The organism is Blautia hansenii DSM 20583, from assembly GCF_002222595.2.
Classification (GTDB): Bacteria; Bacillota; Clostridia; order Lachnospirales; family Lachnospiraceae; genus Blautia; species Blautia hansenii.
In genome coordinates this window covers 2,984,338-3,004,454 of sequence record NZ_CP022413.2, presented here as the reverse complement: position 1 = coordinate 3,004,454, position 20,117 = coordinate 2,984,338, and the positions used below count along the sequence as shown (strand labels likewise).

At 38.7% G+C, this 20,117-nt stretch carries 18 protein-coding genes; 17 read left to right on the top strand and 1 reads right to left on the bottom strand.

From position 1 onward, the window contains the following. Positions 1-43 precede the first annotated feature (43 nt). The 16 genes from CGC63_RS14960 (at position 44) to CGC63_RS14885 (ending at position 15,010) form a co-directional block, all read left to right on the top strand. A complete protein-coding gene (locus CGC63_RS14960) occupies positions 44-3,133 on the top strand; it encodes an alpha-mannosidase (protein WP_003021948.1) in 3,090 nt (1,029 codons plus the stop codon). Beyond that, on the top strand, positions 3,133-5,379 hold the full coding sequence (locus tag CGC63_RS14955) for a glycoside hydrolase family 3 N-terminal domain-containing protein (RefSeq protein ID WP_003021951.1): 2,247 nt from the start codon (positions 3,133-3,135) through the stop codon (positions 5,377-5,379). Before CGC63_RS14960 ends, CGC63_RS14955 begins: the two co-directional genes overlap by 1 nt. A gap of 13 nt (positions 5,380-5,392) precedes the next feature. Then, a complete protein-coding gene (locus CGC63_RS14950; RefSeq protein ID WP_003021954.1) occupies positions 5,393-7,123 on the top strand; it encodes a phospho-sugar mutase in 1,731 nt (576 codons plus the stop codon). Between the two features lie 4 nt (positions 7,124-7,127). After that, positions 7,128-8,072 (top strand): type I phosphomannose isomerase catalytic subunit, encoded by a 945-nt coding sequence (locus CGC63_RS14945; RefSeq protein ID WP_003021957.1) that lies wholly within the window; start codon positions 7,128-7,130, stop codon positions 8,070-8,072. A gap of 92 nt (positions 8,073-8,164) precedes the next feature. Then, the gene (locus tag CGC63_RS15770) at positions 8,165-8,446 is read left to right on the top strand and encodes a hypothetical protein (protein WP_003021963.1); all 282 of its coding nucleotides are present in this window, start codon (positions 8,165-8,167) and stop codon (positions 8,444-8,446) included. After that, a complete protein-coding gene (locus CGC63_RS14940; RefSeq protein WP_022239004.1) occupies positions 8,385-9,191 on the top strand; it encodes an ATP-binding protein in 807 nt (268 codons plus the stop codon). Before CGC63_RS15770 ends, CGC63_RS14940 begins: the two co-directional genes overlap by 62 nt. A gap of 369 nt (positions 9,192-9,560) precedes the next feature. Then, positions 9,561-10,418 (top strand): 3-isopropylmalate dehydrogenase, encoded by an 858-nt coding sequence (locus CGC63_RS14930; protein ID WP_003021977.1) that lies wholly within the window; start codon positions 9,561-9,563, stop codon positions 10,416-10,418. Between the two features lie 24 nt (positions 10,419-10,442). Beyond that, positions 10,443-10,742, top strand: a complete 300-nt coding sequence (locus tag CGC63_RS15935) for an ATP-binding cassette domain-containing protein (RefSeq protein ID WP_081445602.1) — start codon at positions 10,443-10,445, stop codon at positions 10,740-10,742. Then, positions 10,661-11,008, top strand: a complete 348-nt coding sequence (locus tag CGC63_RS14920) for an ATP-binding cassette domain-containing protein (protein WP_009246988.1) — start codon at positions 10,661-10,663, stop codon at positions 11,006-11,008. The genes CGC63_RS15935 and CGC63_RS14920 overlap by 82 nt, the downstream gene beginning before the upstream one ends. Before the next feature lie 74 nt (positions 11,009-11,082). After that, positions 11,083-11,472: an ATP-binding cassette domain-containing protein gene (locus CGC63_RS14915; RefSeq protein ID WP_242648461.1), complete on the top strand. Its 390-nt coding sequence runs from the start codon at positions 11,083-11,085 to the stop codon at positions 11,470-11,472. A gap of 236 nt (positions 11,473-11,708) precedes the next feature. Further along, positions 11,709-11,858, top strand: a complete 150-nt coding sequence (rpmG, locus tag CGC63_RS14910; RefSeq protein ID WP_003021987.1) for a 50S ribosomal protein L33 — start codon at positions 11,709-11,711, stop codon at positions 11,856-11,858. A gap of 20 nt (positions 11,859-11,878) precedes the next feature. Beyond that, a complete protein-coding gene (gene secE / locus CGC63_RS14905) occupies positions 11,879-12,082 on the top strand; it encodes a preprotein translocase subunit SecE (RefSeq protein WP_003021990.1) in 204 nt (67 codons plus the stop codon). A 16-nt stretch (positions 12,083-12,098) separates the two neighbouring features. Then, positions 12,099-12,620, top strand: a complete 522-nt coding sequence (gene nusG, locus CGC63_RS14900) for a transcription termination/antitermination protein NusG (RefSeq protein WP_003021992.1) — start codon at positions 12,099-12,101, stop codon at positions 12,618-12,620. 97 nt (positions 12,621-12,717) lie between these two features. Next, complete coding sequence (gene rplK, locus CGC63_RS14895; RefSeq protein ID WP_003021994.1) at positions 12,718-13,143, top strand: 50S ribosomal protein L11; 426 nt, start codon at positions 12,718-12,720, stop codon at positions 13,141-13,143. A 56-nt stretch (positions 13,144-13,199) separates the two neighbouring features. Then, the gene (gene rplA, locus CGC63_RS14890; protein ID WP_003021997.1) at positions 13,200-13,895 is read left to right on the top strand and encodes a 50S ribosomal protein L1; all 696 of its coding nucleotides are present in this window, start codon (positions 13,200-13,202) and stop codon (positions 13,893-13,895) included. A gap of 152 nt (positions 13,896-14,047) precedes the next feature. After that, complete coding sequence (locus CGC63_RS14885; RefSeq protein ID WP_003022000.1) at positions 14,048-15,010, top strand: 3'-5' exonuclease; 963 nt, start codon at positions 14,048-14,050, stop codon at positions 15,008-15,010. Between the two features lie 64 nt (positions 15,011-15,074). On the opposite strand, the gene CGC63_RS14880 is transcribed toward CGC63_RS14885, so the two are convergent. Then, positions 15,075-16,511 carry a D-alanyl-D-alanine carboxypeptidase family protein gene (locus tag CGC63_RS14880; RefSeq protein ID WP_003022003.1) on the bottom strand — a complete coding sequence of 479 codons (1,437 nt, stop codon included), beginning with the start codon at positions 16,509-16,511 and terminating at the stop codon, positions 15,075-15,077. A 447-nt stretch (positions 16,512-16,958) separates the two neighbouring features. Here CGC63_RS14880 and ileS point away from each other — a divergent pair, with 447 nt between their 5' ends. After that, positions 16,959-20,102 carry an isoleucine--tRNA ligase gene (gene ileS / locus CGC63_RS14875; protein ID WP_003022006.1) on the top strand — a complete coding sequence of 1,048 codons (3,144 nt, stop codon included), beginning with the start codon at positions 16,959-16,961 and terminating at the stop codon, positions 20,100-20,102. Positions 20,103-20,117 lie beyond the last annotated feature (15 nt).

Sequence of the window (20,117 nt, the reverse complement as noted above, 5' to 3'; positions counted from 1 at the left end):
CTAAGAAGAAATAAAATAGGTATATAAGGAGTGATGCGATAGCATGAGATTTATTGAAGATAGAATTTCTGTAATATGCAATGAATTAAAAGAATTAGCTTTTGTAAAGAAAGAGCCGGTAAAGGGAGTTGTTTATAAGAAGGGATTATATTTTTACCCTTATGAAGCAGATCAGTCAGCAGAACCATGGGAAGAGTTTGACAGCAAGACTATGCATTGGTATGGACCGGATGAACATTATTGGTTCAGAGCAGAATATACTGTTCCGAAGAGTATGGATGGAAAAACTCTTTATCTCAAGGTGGCAACACAGGTAGACCATTGGGATTACGCAAAAAATCCACAATTTTTGTTGTTTGTAAACGGACAGATGACACAGGGAATGGATTTGAATCATCAGACAGTAATGTTGGAAAGATGTGCAAAAGAGGGTGAAACCTATACTATTGATTTACAGGGATACACAGGTGTTATGTTCGCTGAACTGACCTTTACAATGGAAACAGTAGAAGTAGATGAAACAATTAATGAGATTTATTATGATATTGTTGTTCCACTTCAGGGATTTTCCAGAATGCAGGAAGACGATAAAGTGAGAAAGGATTTGCGTACAATCCTGAATAATACAGTTAATCTCTTGGATTTACGTACTCCTTATTCTGAAGAATTTTATCAGTCTATAGAAGAAGCTCATAACTATATTCAAAAAGCATTATATGAAGATATGAGTGGATACGAGGATGTTATTGCTTCTTGTATCGGACATACACACATTGACGTGGCATGGCTTTGGACTGTGGCGCAGACAAGAGAAAAGGTTGCAAGAAGTTTCTCTACTGTATTGAAATATATGGAGGAATATCCGGAATATAAATTTATGTCCAGCCAGCCGGCGCTGTATCAGTTTCTGAAGGAAAGATATCCGGAAACCTATGAAAAAATTAAAGAGCGTGTAAAAGAAGGCAGATGGGAACCGGAAGGCGGAATGTGGGTAGAAGCTGATTGTAATCTTACAAGCGGCGAGTCACTGGTGCGTCAGTTCCTTTACGGAAAGAAGTTCTTTAAAGATGAATTTGGCATTGACAGCCGTATTTTATGGCTTCCAGATGTATTTGGATATTCAGGAGCACTTCCTCAGATTATGAAGAAGAGCGGTATTAAATACTTCATGACTACAAAGTTAGCATGGAATCAGATTAATAAAGTTCCTTACGACACAATGATGTGGAGAGGAATTGATGGAAGTGAAATTTTCACTCATCTGATTACAACATTGGGTGTGGGACAGAGTGAAGCTGATTTCTTTACAACTTATAATGGTATGTTGCATCCAGACGCTATTCTGGGCGGATGGCATCGCTATCAGAACAAGGATATTAACAATGATATTCTTATCGCATTTGGATATGGCGATGGTGGCGGCGGTCCTACAAGAGAAATGTTGGAAACTTCTAAACGTATGGAGAAAGGTATTCGTGGCATTCCAAAGGTACGTCAGGAGTTCGCCGGAAATTATTTTGAAGAGCTTGAGGAGCGTGTGGAAGGAAATAAGAGCTTGCCTGTATGGGAAGGTGAACTTTATTTCGAATACCACAGAGGAACTTATACTTCTATGGGAAGAAATAAACGCTCTAACCGCAGATGTGAGCAGCTTTTAATGGATGCAGAATTATTAGAAGTGCTTACAGGAACAAGTGAAAAAGAAGAAATGGATAAAATCTGGAGAACAGTTCTTTTGAACCAGTTCCATGATATTTTACCAGGTTCTTCTATTGCAGAAGTATACGAAGTAACTAAGAAAGAATATGCAGAAATTGAAAGTCGTCTGGCAGAAATGATTGCAGAAAAATTAAATCTGCTTATGGATGGCGGACAGGATAAAATCAGTGTATTTAATACATTAGGATTTGATAGAAATGATGTTGTAAGCTTAGGCGATTGCCATGCAGCAGCATTGACTGATGAAAGCGGTAAGATTTATCCGGTACAGGAAACAGCCCAGGGAGCAGTTGCATATATTACAGATATTCCTGCAAAAGGCGGAAAAACTTTACAGCTTTTAGATACTGTTAAGGAAGAAGCTTCCAGAATTCAGATTACAGAAAATGGAATAGAAACTCCGTTTTATCGTATTTCTATTGATGAAAACGGTCTGTTTACTTCTATTTATGACAAAGAGTGTGACCGCGAAGTATTAAAAGCCGGAGAAAAGGGAAATCTCCTTCGTATGTATGAAGACAAGCCAATGCACTATGATTGCTGGGACATTGATATGTACTATTCCGAAAAATACTGGGATGCTGAAAAAGCAGATAAAATTCAGTGGACAGAGGAAGGACCTGTACGTGCTACTTTGGAAATTCAGCGTACAATCAGCAATTCTGTTATTAAACAGAAAATTCATTTCTATGCAGACAGCAGAAGAATTGATTTCTCTACATGGGTAGACTGGAAAGAACATCAGCATTTACTGAAGGTTCACTTCCCTGTAAATATTCACTCAGATGAGGCGACTTTTGAAGTACAGTTTGGTAATCTGAAGAGAAAAATTCATGGAAATACAAGCTGGGATGAAGCAAGATTTGAAAGCTGCGGACAGAAATGGATGGATATTTCTGAAGGTCACTATGGCGTCAGCCTGTTGAATGACTGTAAATACGGTTACTCTGCAAAAGACAGCAATATTGCTCTTACACTGATTAAATCAGGTATTGAGCCAAATAAGACTGCAGATCAGGAAGAACACGTATTTACTTATGCTTTATATCCTCACAAAGAAGTGTGGTGTGCAGCAGGAACTGTTCAGGAAGCGTACAAACTTAATCAGCCGGTCTATGCAGCAGCAGGAGAATTGAAGAATTCAGGAAAATCCTTTATTTCTACAGACAAAGATAATATTATTATAGAGACAGTAAAACCGGCAGAAAATGGAGATGGCATGATTGTCAGACTTTATGACTGTGAAAACAGCCTGACAAAAGCAACTCTGACTTTTGCTGAAGGAATGCTGGAAAGTGTAGAAGAATGTAATCTTATGGAAGAAAAAGAGGTTGATATCGAGGCTTGCGGCAACAGCTTTACTGTATCTGTGAAACCTTATGAAATTAAGACCTATAGGGTGAGGTTAAAATAATGAAAAAAAATACCTACAGTGCCGAGGCAAAAGAATTACTTGACAAAATGACTCTGCAGGAAAAAATTGGACAGTTAAATCAAAAACTTTATGGTTTTGGTATCTATGAGAGAAACGGGGAAGAAATCTCCTTTAGTCAGGAGTTTGAAGATGAAGTAGAGAAGTACGGAGGGCTTGGAACTTTGTACGGTCTCTATCGTGCAGACCCCTGGTCTCAGAAGAATTATGAAAATGGTCTTTACGGCGAAAACGCCGTAAAGGCATACAACAAGATGCAGGAATACGTTCTGGAACATTCCAGACTGCGTATTCCCGCATTATTAAGCACAGAATGTCCTCATGGGCATCAAGCCCTTGACAGCTATCTTCTTCCCGTAAATCTGAATATGGGAGCAACATTTAATACAGAATTGATTCATTCTGCTTATAGTGTTTGTGGTAAACAGCTTCGTGAGATGGGAGTAGATTTGGCATTGATTTCTCTGCTTGATGTGGTGAGAGATCCACGTTGGGGACGTAGTGAAGAATGTTTTTCAGAAGACCCATATCTCTGCTCAAAAATGGCAGAACAGATTGTAAAAGCAGTTCAAGATGAGGGTGTTTCCGTAGTAGCAAAACATTTTGCCGCACAGGGTGAATGTACCGGAGGTATCAATGCAAGTGCAGCAAGAATCGGAGAGAGAGAACTTCGGGAAATCCATCTTCCGGCAATGAAAGCCTGTGCTGATGCGGGAGTTGACGGTGTTATGGCAGCTTATAATGAAATTGATGGAGTATTTTGCCATGCAAACCGCCATCTTTTAACAGATATTTTAAGAGATGAAATGGGCTTTGAGGGAGTAGTAATGGCAGACGGCTGTGCTATTGACCAGTTGAATGTTGTAACAGGTGATTGTGTTCACTCGGCAGCTGCCGCTTTGCGTGCAGGTGTGGATATTGGACTGTGGGATGAAGCTTATGGACGTTTGGAAGAGGCTCTTGAAAATGGCTACATTACAGAAGAAGATATTGACAGAGCAGTTCTTAGGGTATTAGAATTAAAAATTAAAAGAGGAATTTTTAAACACCCTCTTTTAGATGAAAATCAGAAATTGGAAGATTATTCTTATGAAAAGTATCCGCAAGCCTTAGACATTGCCAGAGAGTCCGTTGTCCTTCTGGAAAACAGAAATCAGATTTTACCTCTTTCAAAAGAGCAAAGGAAAATTGCAGTAATCGGACCAAATGCTGATGCAGTTTATAATCAGTTGGGCGATTATAGTCCACAGGTGAAAAGAGAGAAGTGCAGCACTGTATTAGATGGTGTACGTTCTTATTTCGGAGATAATGTAGTCTATGCCAGAGGCTGTGGTGTTTTTGAGGGTACGCAGGAAGAACAGACAGAGGCGGTGAAGCTTGCAGAACAATCTGATATTACAATCTTGGTATTAGGTGGTTCTTCCAGTCGCTTTGGAGAAGTTTCTTTTGATGCGAACGGAGCTGCAATTTCTGAGCATGGTGTTTCTATGGATTGTGGAGAAGGTGTTGATACGTCAGAACTTTCTCTTCCTATTGAACAGAGAGAATTGGCAGAAAAAATATTTGCTACAGGTTCTAAGGTGATTACTGTAATTATTGGTGGAAGAGCTTATGCTCTTGACACGATAGCAGAAAAATCAGATGCTGTTCTGTATGCATTTTATCCCGGCATGCAAGGTGGAAAGGCCATTGCAGAAATTTTATTCGGAGACGTAAATCCTTCAGGAAGACTTCCGGTATCTCTGCCAAGATGCAGCGGTCAGCTTCCGGTTTACTATAATTATAAAAATTCTTATCGCAGTATGCATTATTATAATATACCGGATGGAGCAGCATATACATTCGGATATGGAAAGAGTTATACGGAATTTGTATATGAAGACGTATCCTTTGGAAACACAGAGGTAGCTTTGGACGAGCTTCATAAAAACGGTATTCAGGCAGAAATGACCATTAAAAATGTGGGGGAATATGATGGCTATGCAGTGCCTCTTGTATACATTGCAGGAGAGCAGGGAAGCGTGGTACGCCGTGCAAAAGAGCTGAAGGGCTTTAAAAAAGTCTGGCTGAAAAAGGGAGAAAGCAAAAGAGTCAGCATTTTATTACCTGCTGAGGCATTTGCCGTTTGGAATTTTGAAATGGAATTTAAGGTTGAGCCGGGCAGAGTAAAACTCATTTTAGAAGAAATGGGACAGACTGTGGGAAGTGAAACAATAAATCTTTTTTAAGGAGAAAAGAGATATGGATATTAGAGAAAACTATAATTTTTGGTGTACATCCCCTTATTTTGATGAGGACACAAAAGCAGAATTAAAAAGTATTTCTGATAATGAAGAAGAAATAGAAGAAAGATTTTATAAAAATCTGGAATTTGGAACCGGAGGTCTTCGAGGAATTATCGGAGCAGGTACAAACAGAATGAACCGCTACACCGTAAGAAAGGCGACACAGGGACTGGCAAATTATATCCTGAAAGAAAATGCACAGGAAAAAGGAATTGCCATTGCTTATGACTCCAGAAATAAATCCACAGAATTTGCATGGGAAACAGCTCTTTGTATGGCTGCAAACGGCATCAAGGCATATATTTTCCCTGAACTTCGCCCCACACCAATGCTGTCCTTTGCACTTAGAGAACTTGGCTGTACAGCAGGTGTAGTTGTTACAGCAAGCCACAATCCGGCAGAGTATAATGGATATAAAGTATACTGGGAAGACGGTGCTCAGATTACAGCGCCTCGTGATAAAGATATTATTGCAGAAGTAAATGCCATTGAATCTTACGATGAAGTAAAAACCATGAACCGTGAGGAAGCTATGGAAGCAGGACTTTGTGAAATCATTGGCGCTGATATGGATGATCGCTATATTGAAGCTTTGAAGAAACTGGTATTGCGTCCGGAAGCAATCAAACGTCAGGCAGACAAGCTGAAAATTGTATACACTCCTTTACACGGAACAGGTAATCTTCCTGTACGCCGTATTTTAAAAGAGCTGGGATTTGAAAACGTATATGTGGTAAAAGAACAGGAGCTTCCTGACGGAAACTTCCCAACAGTTCCGTATCCAAATCCGGAAGACAAGAAAGCATTTGCATTAGCCTTGGAGCTTGCAAAAGAAAAAGATGCAGATTTAATTCTGGCTACTGACCCGGATGCTGACCGTTTAGGTATCTACGCAAAAGACCCGTCAGACGGAGAATACAAGAGCTTTACAGGAAATATGTCCGGCATGCTCATTCTGGAATACCTTCTTTCTCAGAAAAAAGAGCTGGGTATTCTGCCTGAAAACGGAGCAGTAGTTACTACTATCGTATCCGGAAAAATGGCAAAGAGAATTGCAAAAGCTTACAATGTAAAACTCATTGAAACACTTACCGGATTTAAGTATATCGGCGAGCAGATTAAGTTCTTTGAGCAGGAACATTCTAATGAATTTCTGTTCGGATATGAAGAAAGCTACGGCTGTCTGGAAGGTACTCATGCCAGAGATAAAGACGCTGTTGTAGCTGTTATGGCTTTATGTGAAGCAGCAGCTTACTATATGGACAAAGGCATTACTCTTTGTGAGCAGATGAACAACCTCTTTGAAACTTACGGTTTCTATAAAGAAGATTTATGCACAATTACCTTAAAAGGTCAGAACGGAGCAAAACAGATTGCTGCTATTATGGAAAAAATCCGTAAAGAAGTTCCGGCGCAGCTGGGCGGTTCTGAGGTTCTGGCATTACGTGACTATGAGCTGGGTATTGTAAAAAATCCAAAAACAGGAGAAGAAAAAGGCACAGGACTTCCAAAATCCAATGTACTGTACTTTGAGCTGGAAAATGACGCATGGTGTTGTGTGCGCCCGTCAGGAACAGAGCCGAAGATTAAATTCTATGTAGGCGTAAGAGGAACAGACAGCGAAGATGCGGAAGCAAAAATGAATACATTGATGTGCGGAGTCAGAGCGTTGGCAGAGGAGGAATAAGAAAATGGCATTATTAAAATTACGTCCAAGTTATAAAGACTATTTATGGGGCGGACATCGTCTGGTAGAGAAATATAACAAAGAATTTGATGGTGATATTCTGGCAGAAAGCTGGGAACTTTCCTGCCATCCGGACGGACCTTCTTATATTGTAAATGGTTCTTATGCAGGCAAAACATTGCAGGAATACATTGACTTAGAAGGAAAAAAAGTACTGGGAAATAACTGTCAGAAATTTGAAGAATTTCCTATTCTGGCTAAATTTATTGATGCGAAGGATAATCTTTCCATTCAGGTACATCCTGATAATGAATACGCTCTGAAAAATGAAGGACAGTATGGAAAGACAGAAATGTGGTACATTATGGATTGTGAAGAAGGTGCTTTCCTTTATTACGGATTTAAAAAAGAAGTCAGCAAAGAAGAATTCGAAGAAAGAATTAAAACAGATACTTTGCTGGAGGTTTTAAATGCTGTTCCGGTACACAAGGGTGACGTGCTGTTTATTGAAGCAGGAACCATCCATGCAATCGGAAAAGGAATTGTTATTGCGGAAATTCAGCAGAACTCCAATGTAACTTACAGAGTATATGACTTTGGACGTGTGGGAAAAGACGGAAAGAAGAGAGAGTTACACATTGATAAAGCAGTAGAAGTAACAAACCGTGTTCCGATTTCCAGAAAAAATACATGCTATCCTCATATTGCAAGCTGCGACTATTTCACAGTAGATTGCCTGAATATGGACGGAAAGCTTATGAGCAGCATGAAAGGTTCTGTGGGCGAAGAGTCCTTTGCAAGTATCTTAATTATGGAAGGCGAAGGTACAATCTCTTGCGGAGGAGAAACTATTCCTTACAGAAAGGGAGATAGCTTCTTTATGTCAGCAGGAAGCGGTGAATATGAAATCAGCGGAGAATGTGAAGTGTTAATTACAACAGTGGGATAAAAATGAAACGAAAAATGCAACGTAAATTTTTACGTTGCATTTTTGCGTTGATATGATACGATAACTAAAATCGTATAAAGGTGGAAAGTAAAATGAAGGAAAATAAAAATTTAGAGTTTAAATCCACGATTACAAATACCTTTTTAAAAACAGTTAGTGCATACAGAAGAAGTGATACAGCATCAATAGAAGCAGACCAGGCAGAACTGAAAGAGCTTGTTTTGCAAGGAAGTAATTTATATTTTGAAGAGCTGCCTTGCGGAAGGGCGGACTTAGCATTTAAGGAATTGAATAGTAAGTTAATGGAAAAAATTGGGTATAACGGCTGTATCGGAAGATATTTTGCGTACCCTTGGGTTGTTTACGAAAGATAAAAAATATAATAATGCAGCAGCATTGCTTTCTGATGAAAACGATTTCTATGGAATTGATATGGCCCAGTTTGGAAATTCGATAAATGAAATTATGGATAGAGAAACAATCGAAAAAACATCGGTACTAAAACAATACGATGCAGCAGTCAGTATGATTAAAAGATATTATCAATATGAAGAAATATCCGGAATTGAACGAAAAAAAATAGACTTAATACCTGAGAACGCTTACCGTGAAGCGATTGCAAATTCTTTAATACATCGGGATTGGAGCATAAATTCTCATATCCGTATATTGATGTTTCGAGACAGAATAGAAATAAAATCTCCCGGTGGGTTACCGAAAGGAATAACGGCAGACGAGTATGTAAATGGTGATATTTCCTGTTTGAGAAATCCTATATTAGGAAACGTGTTTTTTAGAATGAATTATGTAGAAATGTTTGAAACCGGAGTAAAGCGTATTTTATTTGCTTATAAAGATGCAAAAATAAAGCCTAAATTTGAGATTACAGATAATGTAATAAGTGTGACATTGCCTATAATCAATAATCATTATAATGTGACGGAGGATGAAGGAAAAATTATAAATATTTTAGAAAATGAGGGACGGCTGTCAAGCAGTAAGATTGCAAAAATGGTGGGATATACGAAATCAAAAACTTTAAGATTAATGGATAGCTTAAAGGAGAAAGAATATATTAAAGTTATTGGGAACGGGCGTGGAACCAAGTATACTTTATAAATTCAATTTGTGAAAAGCGTTTAATGGAACAGAAATTCGTTAGACGCTTTTCTTGTACCTGAAACAGTCCTTGACTAGTTTGTATTATTTGCAAAATATTGGAAAGCCTTATTCAAATATGTATATAGAGTGTATAAAATTTAAACAATTCCTTTCATTTTTATAAAAATGGTTTCTATTAAACTCAGTCTGTGATAAAATAATAAAAAGCATTATTTTCTTTTTAATTTCTAAGAACAGGAAATTCTGACATCCCTGTTCATCTAACAGCAATTCTGTATTCGGGAAATTCATGCTTTTATCCACAATAACAAAGGCAGGAGCTTCCCAAGCAGGGACCTCCTAAAAAAAACGGAAAAGGAGGTTTTTATGACAGAAAAGCTATTACAGTGGCATCCGGCATTTTTTGCAGGCATTCAGATTGAATTTGGGGAGGAGGCAAAATATCTTGAATTCAAATCAGAATACGTGCTCGGAACAAAGCCGATGATGATTGATGTGTTGATTAAGAAGAAGGAAACACAGGCACTAAAGAAAAATATAGGAAAGATATTTAGAAGGTATAATATCGTAGAATACAAAAGTCCAGATGACTATCTGTGTATTGATGACTTTTACAAAGGATATGCGTATACGTATTTTTATAAGGCAGACAGGATGCCGGTAAACTCGATTTTATTGGAAGAATTGACGATTTCCTTTGTGTGTCAGAATTATCCAAGGGAGCTTTTTCGGCATATCGTTGCGGAAAGAAAACTACAAATTAAAAGAATGTATGCAGGGATTTATTATGTGATTGGTGATACACTTCCTATTCAGATTATCGTTACGAGTGAGCTTTCTAAGAAAGAAAGTCTGTGGCTTAGGAATTTGACCAATCAGCTTAAAAGTACGAAAGATGCAGAAGAATTAATCGAAGATTATAAAAAACATAAGAAAAATACACTGTATGAGTCCGTAATGGACATTATTGTGCGGGCAAACGAGGAAAAATTCGAGGAGGCGAGAAGGATGTGTAAGGCATTAGAAGAATTAATGAAGGATGAATTGGAAGCGAAGAAAAATGAAGGTCAAGAGATTGGGAAAGAGATTGGCATAAAGCAGGGAAAAGAACGTGTGAATGAACTTACTTTAAAGCTTTCTGCTCTTGGAAGAATAGAGGATATTTTGAAGGCAGCGTCTGATGAGGAGTATCAGGAGCAACTCTTTCGGGAATTTGGGTTATAAGAGGATTGAATATTATAGAAGCATATGTTACAGATAAAGAATTTGACCATTACACATCGTAAAGATTTGAGAGTTATTTTAGAAGATTTTCATTTGACCTTAAATTCGGGGGATAAGGCAGTCATAATCGGAGAGGAAGGCAATGGAAAGTCCACGCTCATAAAATGGATTTATGAGCCGGATATGGCAGAGGCGTATACAGAGTGCACGGGTGAACGTATATGCACAAGGGGCTTTCGGCAATGGCGAAGCAGTTTCGTGTTGAAGAGGAATTTTTTTACAGTGACCAGAAGATGGGGAGCTTGTCCGGCGGAGAAAAGATGAAGGCAGCGTTTATGCGGATTTTTATGGAAGAGCCCACAGTATTGCTGCTGGATGAACCTTCCAATGATATGGATGTTGATACGTTAAAGCTGTTGGAGGAGGTTATTCTTTCATGGAAGGGGATTGTGCTATATATTTCTCATGATGAAACACTCATTGAAAATACGGCAAATATGATTATCCATATAGAGCAAATTGCCCGTAAGACAAAGTGCCGCTATACAGTGATGCGCGTTCCTTACAGAGAATATGTGGACAACGTTTAAAAGGTTTTGAAAAACAGAAAAAAGAGGCGATAAACGAACGCAGCGAGAAAAAGAAAATGCACGCGGTGAAATCCATGGAGAAAAGATTTCAAAGGGAAGACGAAAATATGACGGAAATGCCTGAGACGGAGGACGCAATTTATTTTAAGCTGGGTGATGAAAATTCGGAAATTCCGGCAGGGAAAACGGTGATAGAATATTCTCTTGATAAATTATGGACGCCGGACGGCAGCAGAATTTTGGCACAGAATATTTTTCTTCGCATTCGGGGGGAAGAGAAAATCTGCATCATTGGCAGCAACGGAAGCGGAAAGACAACACTGTTAAAGAAAATATCAGAGGAGTTGTTACAGAGAAAGGATATTCATGCAGAATATATGCCGCAAAATTATGAGGAGCTGTTATTAGCATTTCGCATGACAGGAAATATATTGATGAGGTATGTGATAAGGTATACAGGATGACAGAGGCAGGGCTTATTTTAGAAAGGGAAAATTCGTAAAAAAACTTGACAAAGACGGCGTGCTATGATACGCTTTAACAGCAACAGTGGAAGTAGGTCTTTTTTTTATGCCTAATTTTAGTTTCACAAAAAGCGAAATTGTGGTAAAAAAGAACCTTTGTTGCGGTAACAAGACGTTGCAAAATGGCGGTTACGTGAAGCTGCCAGCGATAAAAGACACATGGAGGTGGAGAAGTCGTGCGCGTAAAAATCACATTGGCATGTACAGAATGTAAACAGCGTAATTACAACATGACAAAAGAAAAGAAAAATCACCCAGAACGTTTGGAGACAAAAAAATACTGCAAATTCTGTAAGACTCATACATTGCACAAAGAAACCAAATAATAAGGTTTAAGAGGTGAATTATGGAAGCAGAAAAAAAGCAGAAAGCTCCAAAAAAGAACAGATGGAAAGGACTTCAGGCAGAGTTTAAGAAAGTAATCTGGCCTGATAAGCAGACTCTGGTAAAACAGACGGTTGCAGTAGTATCTATCACTGCTGTTGTCGGAGTGCTGATTGCTGTTATTGACAGCGGAATTTTGCAGCTGCTTAACTTATTAATTAAGTAAGGACAAGGTGAATAAGATGTCAGAAGCAAATTGGTATGTTGTTCATACCTATTCAGGGTATGAAAACAAAGTAAAGGCCAACATTGATAAGACAATTGAAAACAGACACCTGGAGGATCAGATTTTAGAAGTCCGAGTACCCATGCAGGACGTAGTAGAGCTGAAGAACGGTGAGAAAAAACAGGTTCAGAAAAAGATGTTCCCAGGCTATGTTCTGATTCACATGGTAATGAACGACGACACATGGTATGTCGTGAGAAACACACGTGGTGTTACAGGATTTGTTGGTCCGGGGTCTAAGCCGGTTCCTCTTACAGAGGGAGAAATTGAAGCACTTGGTATTTCCTTTACAGGAGATGTTGAGATTGACTTCACAGAAGGCGACAGTGTCGTTGTCACAGGCGGTGTTTGGAAAGATACTGTGGGCGTTGTTCAGAGTATTAATGAAGCAAAACAGATTGTGACAATTAATGTTGAGCTGTTTGGTCGCGAAACACCAGTAGATTTAAGTTTCGCAGAAGTAAAGAGTCTTTCATAAGACAGACAAGAGAAATAACAGGACGCAAGGGTCATAATGTCACATGGCTCGTGGGAGGGACATTCCCGCAATTACCACATTATAGGAGGTGCCGAAAATGGCAAAGAAAGTAACAGGTTATATTAAATTACAGATTCCTGCTGGAAAGGCAACACCAGCTCCACCAGTTGGTCCTGCTTTAGGTCAGCACGGTGTAAACATTGTTCAGTTTACAAAAGAATTTAACGCAAGAACAGCAGATAAGGGAGACTTAATCATCCCTGTTGTTATTACAGTATATGCGGACAGAAGCTTCAGCTTCATCACAAAAACTCCGCCGGCTGCTGTTTTATTAAAGAAAGCTTGTAACATCAAATCTGGTTCAGGCGTTCCAAATAAAACAAAAGTTGCTACAATTTCTAAAGCTAAAATCCAGGAAATTGCAGAAATGAAAATGCCAGACTTAAATGCAGCATCCTTAGAAGCAGCTATGAGCATGATTGCTGGTACTGCAAGAAGTATGGGTATTCAAGTAGAAGATTAAACTATCAACAAACGTGGGAGGGACATTCCCGCAATTACCACTAGGAGGTTATTTATATGAAACGCGGAAAGAAATACGCAGAGGCTGCAAAAGCAGTTGACCGTACAAATTTATATGATCCAGCAGAGGCAATTTCTTTAGTAAAGAAAACAGCCGTAGCTAAATTTGACGAAACAATCGAAGCTCATATCAGAACAGGCTGTGATGGACGTCATGCTGAACAGCAGATTCGTGGTGCAGTTGTACTGCCTCACGGAACAGGAAAAACTGTTCGTGTTTTAGTATTCGCTAAGAATGCAAAAGCTGACGAAGCATTAGCAGCTGGTGCAGATTTCGTAGGAGCTGAGGACTTAATTCCAAAGATCCAGAACGAAGGATGGTTAGATTTTGATGTTGTTGTTGCAACTCCGGACATGATGGGTGTTGTTGGTCGTTTAGGACGTGTTCTCGGACCTAAAGGCTTAATGCCAAACCCAAAAGCCGGTACAGTAACAATGGACGTTACAAAAGCTGTTCAGGATATCAAAGCTGGTAAGATTGAATATCGTCTTGATAAAACAAACATCATTCACGTGCCAATCGGAAAAGCTTCTTTCACAGAGGAGCAGTTAGCGGACAACTTCCAGACGCTTATGGGAGCTATTAACAAAGCTAGACCAAGCGCATTAAAGGGTGTGTTCTTAAAGAGCGTAACTCTGGCTTCCACAATGGGACCAAGCGTAAAGGTTAACCCAGTTAAATTAGCTCAGTAATAGATGAACAAATAAGAGGCTGTTACACTAGAGAATTAGTGGACAGCTTCTTTTTATATTCAGGGAAGGTTTTTGTTCGAACATTGACTTGTAAATAATATTTTGCTAGAATTGTTTTGCTAAGCCAATGACTGGCAAGGAGAGGTACTGATATGAATTATATTGTTTTTGACTTAGAATGGAATCAATGCCCTTACGGAAAAGAAAAAGAAAATAAAAAATTGCCTTTTGAGATTATTGAAATTGGTGCAGTAAAGCTGGATGAGAACAGAAATATAGTGGATTCTTTTCAGGAGATTATAAAACCTGTAGTTTACCACCGTCTGCATTTTCGTACGAAGGAAATTTTGGGAATTACTTCAAATAGATTGGAGGAAGGTATTCCTTTTAAAGCTGCTGTAAAGAAATTTCTGGAGTGGTGCGGGACAGACGTAAAATTTTGCACATGGGGTTCGGCGGATTTGGTGGAATTGCAGCGGAATTTGAAATATTACAGAATGCTTTTTTTGCTGAAAGGACCTGTTTTTTACTACGATGTGCAAAAATTATTTGGATTGATTTACGAGAATGAAAAAACAACTCGTTCCTTAGAGTATGCCATTGACTTTTTGAAGATGGATAAAGGAGATACTTTTCATCAGGCATTAAATGATGCGCATTATACAGCAGAAATATTGAAAAAAATACCGGAAAATTTCATGAAAAGAAATTATTCTATTGATTGTTATCAAAATCCTAAAAATAAGGATAGTGAAATTTATACGGTATTTAAGGATTATTCTAAATTTATATCCAGAGAATTTTCTTCGAAGGAAGAAGCAATGATGGATAAGGAAGTTACGAAAACGCAGTGTTTTCTTTGCAAACGGACAGCCAAAAAGAAAATTCGCTGGTTTTCCGTTAATCCAAAATCGCATTTGTGCCTTGCATATTGTCCGGAGCATGGCTATTTTAAAGGAAAAGCAAGAATTAAGAAAACAGATGAAGGTAAATATTATGTAGTAAAAACTTTAAAGCGAATTGATGAAGCAGAAGCATCAGAAATTCGTGAGAAAAGGGAAGCTTTAAGAAAGAAGCGTCGTATGAAAAGGCATCAGGAAAAGAAGAAAAAATAGGGATACGCATGAAGTTTGTATGCGTATCCCTATTTTATTTCATAAAAAGTATCCTATATGAAATTTAATCTCTGCGTTCTCTTGCTTTTTTGCGTTTACGTCTTTTAATACTTCGTTTTATATTTACAATTAGAACAACAATATAGAAAAGAATACCTGTTATCAATAAAAACAATGCAATGTATTTCCAGGATGGAAGGATATTGTCTTTTTCGGAAGTATTACTGTCTTTTGTAGGATTGGGAGAAACAGATGCATCTGTTTTTGTTACTTCTTTTGGAGATAGTTCTTGAGAAACCTTTAAGATTTCATCGGAAGCCTGCATAGATGAGCTTCCAATCTGTTGTTTTCCATAATAATAATCAATATTAAGCATATTGTTTTCTAAAGTAGTTTTATAGGTTAATTCTTCTGTTAGTTCTTTGGGAACACTAATAGAAGTGGTTTCTAAAGCTGTGGATAAAAGCCCTTTTTCTTCCAATTGTTTCCCCAGTTTATCTGATTTTGCAGGAGAGAGAGAAACAGCAGTAGTGTCAAGACGCTGGAAGCTGTTAAAACCATAATCTAAAAGAGCTTTGGTGTCAGTGTATTGGGCAACAACATTGACGTCAGCCAATAAAGCACAGACCAGTTTTCGACCATTTCTTTCTGCGTAGGTAACCAGTGTATTTCCTGCTTTTTCTGTATATCCTGTTTTACCGCCAAGACATCCCTCATAATATTCAGAGCCTTGCAAAATCATTTTATGGTGATTATTCAGCCATCTTTCTTCATCTGTAATATTTGTTTTTGGAACGATATAATAAGGTGTTTTTACAACTTCCCGAAAAGTTTCATTTTGAAAAGCGGCTTTTGCAATGATTGCCAAATCTCTGGCTGTTGTATAATGGTTTTCATCGTATAAACCATTTGCGTTGACAAAATGGGTATTGGTACATCCCAACTCTTTTGCACGTTGATTCATCATGTCTACAAAAGCAGGAACCGTAGTGCCGATATATTCTGCAACACCAGAGGAAACTTCATTGGCAGATGCAAGTAAAATTGCATAAGCACAGTCTTTCATGGTCAGTGTCTCTCCGGGTTTAATACCGATGTGGGTACTTCCTGCTTCGATGTTATTTACTTCATCTGTAAAGGTAATTTGAGTTTCAAAAGGTACTTTTTCGATTGCCAGCATTGCTGTCAGAATTTTTGTTGTACTGGCAGGAGCACGTTTTTCATCAATTCCTTTTGCATAGAGTATCTCCTCTGTATCCATATCCATGACAATGGCTGTTTCTGCCATGACTTTAGGTCCTTCTGGCCAGCCGGGAATATTGTTTGATTGAATTTCCCATTCGTAGCTTTCTGGAACAGGCGGTTCTTCCGGTGTTTCTGGCGATACCACAGAAGCTTCCGGTGTGGCTTCCGTTGCCATGACAATAGTTGTTCCGTTTCCTACAGTGAGTACTACACTGGTTAAAAGGGCACAGAACAAAGGTAATCCCCTCTTTTTCATAAAAAATCCTCACTTTTTTATTACATAAACTACTGTACATTATAAGCGATTTGTAAAATTATATCAATAAATTTGGAGAAAGGGAAAATTTCGCCTAGCCCTTGACAAATTCGGAGGATACTAAGTATAATAAATCTATGTGAAAAACTGTGATGGAGAGAGTATTTGATTGTCGAAAGTTTCAGCGAGTCAGGGATGGTGGAAGCCTGATATTAGTAGAGGTGAAAGAAAATCACTCCGGAGTTGCTATCTGAATAAAGTAGGAGATGCCGGGTTTCCTCCGTTAAAGGGAGCGCATATAAAAGTCATAATGCTTTGTATGTTGTAAGAGGTGGTATAACGAAGTGAATTTTACTCTCGTCCTGTTACAGGGCGGGAGTTTTTTAGTCCTATGAACTAAAAACTCTTTTCATACATGCAAAGAAATTCAAGAGAGGAGAAATATCAATGTATCAGAAAGTTACTACGGATTTAAACTTTGTAGAACGTGAGAAAAATATCGAAAAATTCTGGAAAGATAACGATATTTTCAAAAAGAGTATGGAACAGAAAAAAGAGGGAGAAACCTATACCTTCTATGACGGCCCTCCTACTGCAAACGGCAAACCGCATATCGGACACGTACTTACCCGTGTTATCAAAGATATGATACCAAGATACCGTACAATGAAAGGGAAAATGGTTCCACGTAAAGCCGGTTGGGACACACATGGACTTCCGGTAGAGCTGGAAGTAGAAAAGCTGTTAGGTCTTGACGGAAAAGAACAGATTGAAGAATACGGCTTAATTCCGTTTATTGATAAATGTAAGGAAAGCGTTTGGAAATATAAAGGAATGTGGGAAGATTTTTCCTCAACTGTAGGTTTTTGGGCTGATATGGATAATCCTTACGTTACTTATGATGACAACTATATTGAGTCTGAATGGTGGGCATTAAAAGAAATCTGGAACAAAGGACTTCTTTATAAAGGATTTAAGATTGTTCCTTACTGTCCACGCTGCGGAACTCCTTTATCTGCACAGGAAGTGGCACAAGGCTATAAGGACGTAAAAGAACGTTCCGCTGTTGCACGTTTTAAAGTAGTAGGGGAAGACGCTTATATTCTGGCATGGACCACAACACCTTGGACACTTCCGTCTAACGTTGCCCTTTGTGTAAATCCTGATGAGCAGTATGTGAAAGTAAAAGCAGCAGACGGTTATACTTATTATATGGCAGAAGCGCTTCTTGATACGGTTCTTGGCTCTTTAGAGAGAGAAGAAGGAACACCTGCTTATGAGGTTTTGGAAACTTATGTTGGAAAAGATTTGGAATATAAGGAATACGAACCATTATATAATTTTAAGAAGCTGAATAAAAAAGCGCATTATGTAGTATGCGACAGCTATGTAACTTTAACAGACGGTACAGGAGTTGTTCATATTGCACCTGCATTTGGTGAAGACGACAGTAAAGTAGGAAGAAAATACGATTTGCCGTTCCTTCAGCTTGTAGACGAAAAAGGTGAAATGACAGCAGAAACAAAATGGGCAGGAACCTTCTGCAAAAAAGCAGACCCTGAGGTATTAAAAGACTTAGATGAAAGAGGATTATTATTCTCTGCGCCGAAGTTTGAGCACAGCTATCCACACTGCTGGAGATGTGATACTCCTTTGATTTATTATGCAAGAGAGTCCTGGTTCATTAAAATGACAGAGGTAAAAGACGATTTAATCCGCAACAACAATACCATCAACTGGATACCGGAAAGCATTGGAAAAGGCCGTTTCGGAGACTGGCTGGAAAATGTTCAGGACTGGGGTATCAGCCGTAACCGTTATTGGGGAACACCGTTGAACGTATGGGAATGTGAATGCGGACATCAGCATTCTATTGGCAGCAGACAGGAGCTCTATGAAATGAGCGGAAATGAAGCTGCTAAGACAGTTGAGCTGCACAGACCATACATTGACGAAATCACAATTACCTGCCCGAAATGTGGAAAACCAATGCACAGAGTACCGGAAGTAATTGACTGCTGGTTTGACTCCGGAGCAATGCCATTTGCACAGCATCATTATCCATTTGAAAATAAAGACTTATTTGAACAGCAGTTCCCGGCTGACTTTATTTCAGAGGCAGTAGACCAGACTCGTGGATGGTTCTATTCCCTTCTGGCAGAGTCCACTCTGTTATTTAATAAAGCGCCATATAAAAACGTTATTGTTTTGGGACACGTACAGGATGAAAACGGACAGAAGATGAGTAAATCCAAAGGCAATGCCGTAGACCCGTTTGAAGCATTGGAAAAATACGGTGCAGATGCAATTCGCTGGTATTTCTATGTAAACAGTGCGCCATGGCTGCCAAACCGTTTCCATGGAAAGGCCGTACAGGAAGGACAGCGTAAATTCATGGGTACACTGTGGAATACTTATGCATTCTTTGTGCTGTATGCAAATATTGATGAATTTGATGCAACAAAATATACATTAGAATACGATAAACTCCCTGTAATGGATAAATGGCTGCTGTCAAAATTAAATACCGTAGTGAAAGCCGTAGATGAAAATCTGGAAAATTACAGAATTCCGGAAACAGCAAGAGCGCTTCAGGAATTTGTAGACGATATGAGTAACTGGTATGTAAGAAGAAGCCGTGAACGTTTCTGGGCAAAGGGCATGGAGCAGGATAAGATTAACGCTTACATGACTCTGTACACAGCATTGGTGACAATTTCCAAAGCGGCAGCGCCAATGGTTCCGTTCATGACAGAAGACATTTATCAGAACTTAGTAAGAAGCCTTGATAAAAATGCACCGGAAAGTATTCATTTGTGCGACTTCCCGGAAGTAAAAGAAGAGTGGATTGATAAAGAATTAGAGCAGAACATGGATAATCTGCTGAAAGCGGTTGTTATGGGACGTGCTTGCAGAAATACAGCAAACATTAAGAACCGTCAGCCAATCGGCAAGATGTTCGTAAAAGCTCCGTTTGAATTATCTGAATTCTATAAAGAAATCATTGCAGACGAGCTGAATGTGAAGGAAGTGGTATTCACAGACGATGTAAGAGAATTTACATCTTATAGTTTTAAACCACAGCTTAAGACAGTTGGACCGAAGTACGGAAAATTCTTAGGCGGTATTAAAGAAACACTTTCTAAGCTTGACGGAAACAAAGCAATGGATGAATTAAAAGAAAAAGGCGCTCTTACTTTTGAAGTAAACGGACAAGAAATCGTTCTCACAGAAGATGACCTTTTAATTGATATGGCACAGATGGAAGGATATGTTTCCGAAGCAGATAATGACGTAACTGTTGTACTGGATACAAACCTTACACCGGAGCTTATTGAAGAGGGATTTGTTCGTGAAATTATCAGCAAAATCCAGACTATGCGTAAGGAAGCAGGATTTGAGGTTATGGACAAAATCCAGATTTCTCTTGCAGACAATCAGGTGATTGAAGGAATTTTCCGTGTGCACGAAAAAGAAATCAAATCAGAGGTTCTTGCAGAAAATGTGGTATATAATGAACTGAGTGGTTATACAAAAGAATGGAAGATTAACTCCGAAAATGTAAAATTAGGTGTAGAAAAGCTTTCATAAGAGTTGGGGAGGAAA

Excerpts from the sequence above, each read along its gene's own strand:
- CGC63_RS15770 (WP_003021963.1), top strand. The coding sequence starts at position 8,165 with ATGAAGGAAAATAAAAATTTAGAGTTTAAATCCACGATTACAAATACC.
- ileS (WP_003022006.1), top strand. The coding sequence starts at position 16,959 with ATGTATCAGAAAGTTACTACGGATTTAAACTTTGTAGAACGTGAGAAA.
- CGC63_RS14880 (WP_003022003.1), bottom strand. The coding sequence starts at position 16,511 with ATGAAAAAGAGGGGATTACCTTTGTTCTGTGCCCTTTTAACCAGTGTA.
- rplK (WP_003021994.1), top strand. The coding sequence starts at position 12,718 with ATGGCAAAGAAAGTAACAGGTTATATTAAATTACAGATTCCTGCTGGA.
- CGC63_RS14960 (WP_003021948.1), top strand. The coding sequence starts at position 44 with ATGAGATTTATTGAAGATAGAATTTCTGTAATATGCAATGAATTAAAA.
- CGC63_RS14950 (WP_003021954.1), top strand. The coding sequence starts at position 5,393 with ATGGATATTAGAGAAAACTATAATTTTTGGTGTACATCCCCTTATTTT.
- CGC63_RS14920 (WP_009246988.1), top strand. The coding sequence starts at position 10,661 with ATGGCGAAGCAGTTTCGTGTTGAAGAGGAATTTTTTTACAGTGACCAG.
- CGC63_RS14885 (WP_003022000.1), top strand. The coding sequence starts at position 14,048 with ATGAATTATATTGTTTTTGACTTAGAATGGAATCAATGCCCTTACGGA.
- nusG (WP_003021992.1), top strand. The coding sequence starts at position 12,099 with ATGTCAGAAGCAAATTGGTATGTTGTTCATACCTATTCAGGGTATGAA.
- CGC63_RS15935 (WP_081445602.1), top strand. The coding sequence starts at position 10,443 with ATGTTACAGATAAAGAATTTGACCATTACACATCGTAAAGATTTGAGA.
- CGC63_RS14930 (WP_003021977.1), top strand. The coding sequence starts at position 9,561 with ATGACAGAAAAGCTATTACAGTGGCATCCGGCATTTTTTGCAGGCATT.
- CGC63_RS14945 (WP_003021957.1), top strand. The coding sequence starts at position 7,128 with ATGGCATTATTAAAATTACGTCCAAGTTATAAAGACTATTTATGGGGC.
- secE (WP_003021990.1), top strand. The coding sequence starts at position 11,879 with ATGGAAGCAGAAAAAAAGCAGAAAGCTCCAAAAAAGAACAGATGGAAA.
- CGC63_RS14915 (WP_242648461.1), top strand. The coding sequence starts at position 11,083 with ATGGAGAAAAGATTTCAAAGGGAAGACGAAAATATGACGGAAATGCCT.
- CGC63_RS14955 (WP_003021951.1), top strand. The coding sequence starts at position 3,133 with ATGAAAAAAAATACCTACAGTGCCGAGGCAAAAGAATTACTTGACAAA.
- rplA (WP_003021997.1), top strand. The coding sequence starts at position 13,200 with ATGAAACGCGGAAAGAAATACGCAGAGGCTGCAAAAGCAGTTGACCGT.